The organism is Streptomyces lonarensis, assembly GCF_012033735.1.
Taxonomy (GTDB): domain Bacteria; phylum Actinomycetota; class Actinomycetes; order Streptomycetales; family Streptomycetaceae; genus Streptomyces; species Streptomyces lonarensis.
Genome location: NZ_JAAVJD010000388.1, coordinates 1 through 2928, shown reverse-complemented (window position 1 = coordinate 2928; position 2928 = coordinate 1). Strand labels below are relative to the sequence as shown.

The following is a 2928-nucleotide window of genomic DNA, read 5'->3' as shown; positions in this document are numbered from 1 at the left end:
GCGCTGTGTGACGCCCGTCTCCGGGTCGGCGATGCGGAAGGAGACGATGCCGAGCCGGTCGTCGGCGGCGAACGCCTCGCCGACCCCGCCGCCATGCCGCGCCCGCTCGGACGCCGCGTGCGACGCCCGCTGCGGTGCACGGCACGAAGGCCCGGCGCGGACCGCTCGGGTTCGAGCGGGCGGTCCGCACCGGGCCCTCGTCGCAGGGCCGGCGCCGTCGTCAGCCGCGCACGGCCTCCACCAGGCTCCAGAGGCCGAGCACCGCCATGACGGTCGCCGCGATCCGGGTGATGAGCCGCAGCGGGACCCGCTTCATCAGCGCGCGGCCGCCGAGGATGCCGATGGCCGCGACCGCCCACAGCGCCAGCACGGCGCCTACCGCCACCGAGAGGGGGCTGTCGTAGCGGGCGGCGAGGTTGGCGGTCATGATCTGCGTCAGGTCGCCGAACTCCGCGATGAGGATCAGCATGAAGCCGCTGCCGGCGACCTTCCAGAACGACTGGTCCGCCGGCTTGCGGATCTCGCCCTCCTCCTCGTCCTTCTGCCGCAGCAGCAGCACGGCGCCGCCGAGGAACAGCAGGCCGACGATGACCGCCAGCAGCTGCTGCGGCAGCAACCCCAGCAGCGAACCGGCGGCGATGGCGAGGGCGACGTGGAAGGCGAAGGCCGCGGCGACGCCCACGAAGACGTAGGAGGCGCGGTACCGGGTGCCGAGCACCAGGCCGGCGAGTGCCGTTTTGTCCGGCAACTCGGCGAGGAAGACGACGCCGAACGTCACGGCGGCGACGGTGAGACTGAACACGGGTGGGAACACCTCGTCGGTCGGGCCGTGCCGACCGGGCCCGAGGAGAGCGCACACTTCGGCACGGCAGCGTCATGGACACTGCTGAGCCGAAGGTCTCGCTGGCGGGCGGCGCGCACTGCGCGACACCCGCTCCGGGCGCCGGGTCCACCTCCGCGAGCGGCGGGTGGACCAGTATGTCGACGGTCCGGCGAAGAGCTACTCCCCTTCAGACCCGCCCACTCTACGGCAAGCCACCGGGGGCGGCGCTGTTGCGCGCGCCACTGCCCCGGCCCCCCGCGCCCGGCTCCGGGGCCGCCGCGTCCGCCGTCGGCTGTGCCGTGCCGCCGCTCGTGCCGCCGCCCTCTCCGTCACCGGACGCAGCGGGCGACGTGCCGCCCGGTCCTCCCGGCGGCGGGGCCCCGGTGGGCGGGGCGAACGCGACGGGCGGGTCGAACGCGGCGCGGCGGGTCGCCCGGCGCAGCGCCCGCAGCACCAGCCCGCCCACGGTCAGCACCAGGACCGCCGTCAACGCGGCCCGGGTGACGTCCCACCCCAGCGAGGTCGCCGTCGCGTACGCGGCGAAGCGCCGCAGGTTCTCGACGGGAGGGTCCCCCGGCACGAACGAGATGCCGGTCCCCATCCCCGCCAGGTACGGCCAGCCCTGGAGGTTCATCACCAGCCCGTACCCGAGGGCCGCGACCGCCCCGTAGGCGGCGACCAGCACCAGTTCCGCACGCCCCCGCAGCCTCCCGCCGTCCGGCAGCAGCCCGGCGCCCGTCGCCACCCAGGCCATCGCCAGCATCTGGAACGGCATCCACGGTCCGACGCCTCCGGTCAGCAGCGCGGAGGCGAAGATCGTCACGGCGCCCAGGACGAAGCCGAACCCCGGCCCCATGGCACGGCCCGCCAGCACCATCAGGAAGAACATCGGCTCCAGGCCGGCGGTACCGGCGCCCAACGGCCGCAGCGCCGCCCCGGCGGCCGCCAGCACACCGAGCATGGCGACCGCCTTGGCGTCGAGCCCGCCCTCGGACACGCCGGCGACGACCACCGCCAGCAGCAGCGGCAGCAGCAGCGCGAACAGCCAGGGGGCGTCCCCGGAGTGCGCCAGCCCGGAGAGTTCGTCGGCCAGCAGCGGCCAGCCGAACGCCACCACGCCGATCGCGGTCAGCAGCCCGATCGCGGTCCAGGAGCGCGCGCCCAGCCGGACCGGGGCTCCGCCGCGCGCGGCCGTGCCGCCGCCCGCACTCCCCGCGCCCGTCACGCCGCGCCCCCGGGCCCTCCGGCGTCCCCCGCCGGTCCCGTCGGCGCGTCGCCCGCCGTGCCGGCGGCCGGTCCGTCCGCCCCGGCTCGGGGCGCCGCCCCCGGCGAGAGCGACCGCGCCACCTGGGCCACGGTCAGCCAGCCGGCCGGGGCGAGGATCTTGGCGACCTGCGGCGCGAACGCCGGAGAGGCGGTCACCACCTCGCCGGTCGGGCCGTCCGCCACCACCTCGCCCTCGGCCATCACCACGACCCGGTCCGCCAGCTCGGCGGCGAGCTCCACGTCGTGCGTGGCCAGCACCACGGCATGACCGCCGCCGGTCAACTCCCGCACCACCTCCACCAGGCGCGCCTTCGCCGCGTAGTCGAGACCGCGGGTCGGCTCGTCGAGCAGCAGCAGCGGGGGCGCCGCCGCCAGCACCACCGCCAGCGCCAGCACCAGCCGCTGCCCCTCGGAGAGGTCCCGCGGATGCGTCCCGCCCACGAGCCCCGGCAGCAGCCGGTCGACCAGGGTCCGGCAGGTGCCCGGGGCCGCCCCCGCGTCGCGGTCCGCGGCGACGCACTCGGCGTCCACCGTCTCGGCGTACAGCAGGTCGCGGGGGTCCTGCGGCACCAGCCCGACATGGCGCAGCAGCTCACGCGGCGCGGTCCGGGCGGGGTCGATCCCGTCGACCGACACCCGGCCGGTCGCGGCGCGGTGCATCCCGACCAGGGTGCGCAGCAGGGTGGACTTGCCCGCGCCGTTGCGACCCATCAGCGCCACCGCCTCACCGGCCGTGACGTCGAGCTCGACCTGGTGCAGGACGGGGCGCCGGCCCCGCCGCACGCCCACGGCGCGCAGCCGTACGGCGGGCGTCGCCGGCCCGTCGGCCGCGCCGGGCG

Annotated in this window: 3 protein-coding genes; all 3 read right to left on the bottom strand. The window is 76.9% G+C overall.

Annotated features, from left to right (window positions below):
• Nucleotides 1-220 precede the first annotated feature (220 nt).
• Complete coding sequence (locus HCN56_RS24830) at nucleotides 221-802, bottom strand: TMEM165/GDT1 family protein (RefSeq protein ID WP_167974797.1); 582 nt, start codon at nucleotides 800-802, stop codon at nucleotides 221-223.
• Nucleotides 803-1025: 223 nt separating this feature from the next.
• Nucleotides 1026-2048, bottom strand: coding sequence for an ECF transporter S component (locus HCN56_RS24825; protein ID WP_167974795.1), 1023 nt, complete (start codon nucleotides 2046-2048; stop codon nucleotides 1026-1028).
• The coding region (locus HCN56_RS24820; RefSeq protein ID WP_167974793.1) for an ATP-binding cassette domain-containing protein at nucleotides 2045-2928 on the bottom strand (884 nt) is incomplete at its 5' end. The genes HCN56_RS24825 and HCN56_RS24820, both read right to left, overlap by 4 nt.